The organism is Mesorhizobium sp. M4A.F.Ca.ET.020.02.1.1 (assembly GCF_004022645.1).
Taxonomy (GTDB): Bacteria; Pseudomonadota; Alphaproteobacteria; order Rhizobiales; family Rhizobiaceae; genus Mesorhizobium.
Genome location: NZ_RZOI01000974.1, coordinates 1 through 1,811, shown reverse-complemented (window position 1 = coordinate 1,811; position 1,811 = coordinate 1). Strand labels below are relative to the sequence as shown.

The following is a 1,811-nucleotide window of genomic DNA, read 5'->3' as shown; positions in this document are numbered from 1 at the left end:
GCATGCTGAGGATCGCGGTCGAGAGCCCGTTCCAGGCCTTGGTCGATATCGAAAAGCAGCTGATCGAGGTTGCCCGTCTGGCAAGTGCGATCGTGACGCCGACCGTGGCCGGCAGTCCCGAAAGCACGCTGCAGCAGGTGGGGCGCGCGGCAGCCAACCAGTTGCTTGAAACCTTGCGCGACGGCGACGTCATCGCCATTACCGGCGGCAAGGCGATTAGCGCCCTCGCCGAGAACCTGCAGCCGGAGCGGGCTTTCGACATCACCGTCGTGCCGCTGACCGGCGGCGTCCAGGGCAAGCACTATACCGACGTCAACCATTTGGCGACGCGGCTCGCCGAGCGGCTCGGCGGCTCCAGCATGCTCTTGCATGCGCCGCTGTTCGCCGAGAGCCGGGAGCAGCGCGACCTGCTTCTGGAGATGGCGTCGGTGCGCGAGATCTTCGATCTGGCGCGCAAGGCCGCGATCGCGCTGGTCGGCATCGGGTCGATCCAGACGCCCGGGTCGAGCTATTACGACCTTCGCCCAGGTCTTGACCCCGACCGCGACAAGCTGGCCGCCAGCGGCGCGGTCGGTGAGTTCCTTGCGCATCTGATCCGCGACGACGGCACGCTGGCCGATTACCCGCCCAACGACCGCCTGGTGGCGCTGGCGCCTTCGGAACTCGCTCGCTGCCGGACGGTGATGGGCGTCGCCAGCGGCGCCGAAAAAGTCGGGCCGATCCGCGCCGCGCTGCGCGGCAATTATCTCAAGTCTCTGGTCGTCGACGAAGAAACGGCCAACGCGGTCCTGAACAATGCGGGGAGCATACGCAATGTCGCCTGAAATGTTGACGCGCACCATTGGCGCGTCGGGAATCGCCGCCTCCGCGATCGGCCTCGGCACCTGGGCCATCGGCGGCTGGATGTGGGGCGGCACCGACGAGGCGCAGTCCATCGACACCATCCGCGCCTCGATCGACGAAGGCGTTTCGCTGATCGACACCGCGCCGGCCTACGGCCAGGGGCTGTCGGAGGAAATCGTCGGCAAGGCGATCAAGGGACGCCGCGGCAAGGTCGTGCTCGCCACGAAGCTTGGACTGATCTGGCACGCAAAAAAGGGCAACCACTTCTTCGACTATGACGGCGCGCCGGTGCATCGCTATCTCGGCGCCGACTCCGTGGTCTACGAAGTGGAGCAGAGCCTGCGCCGTCTCGGCACCGACCACATCGACCACTACATCACCCATTGGCAGGATGCGACGACGCCGGTCCCCGAGACCATGGAAGCGCTCGATCGCCTCAAGACCCAAGGCAAGATCCGCTCCATCGGCGCCAGCAATGTCAGCATTGCGGATGTCGAAGCCTATCTCGCGGCCGGCCAGCTCGACGCGGTCCAGCAGCAATACAGCATGGTGGTGCGCGACATGGAGCGCGACCTTCTGCCTTTCTGCGCGGACAACAATGTGTCCGTGCTCAGCTACTCCTCGCTGGCGCTCGGCCTGTTGTCGGGCAAGATCGGTCCGGACCGCGTCTTTACCGGCGATGACCAGCGCAAGGACAATCCGTGGTTCTCGCTGGCCAACCGCCGCAAGGTCGCGGCGCTGATGGAAGAGATACGGCCGATTGCCGAGACGCACGGCGCAAGCGAGGCGCAGATCGTCATCGCCTGGACGCTGCAGCAGCCGGGCATCACCTTCTCGCTTTGCGGCGCCCGCAGCCCGCAGCAGGCCAGGGAAAACGCGCGGGCCGGCCGCATCAGATTGTCCTCAGAGGAGATCAGCCAGCTCAGCGAGGCCGCCAGCCGCCATCTGACAAATCTCGACGCCTGCAC

Annotated in this window: 2 protein-coding genes; both read left to right on the top strand. The window is 66.0% G+C overall.

The features are described from left to right. On the top strand, positions 1-824 hold an 824-nt coding region (locus EN742_RS33810), incomplete at its 5' end, for a sugar-binding domain-containing protein (RefSeq protein WP_128333815.1). After that, positions 814-1,811, top strand: a 998-nt coding sequence (locus EN742_RS33805) for an aldo/keto reductase (RefSeq protein ID WP_148670475.1), incomplete at its 3' end; no start/stop codon positions are given. The genes EN742_RS33810 and EN742_RS33805, both read left to right, overlap by 11 nt.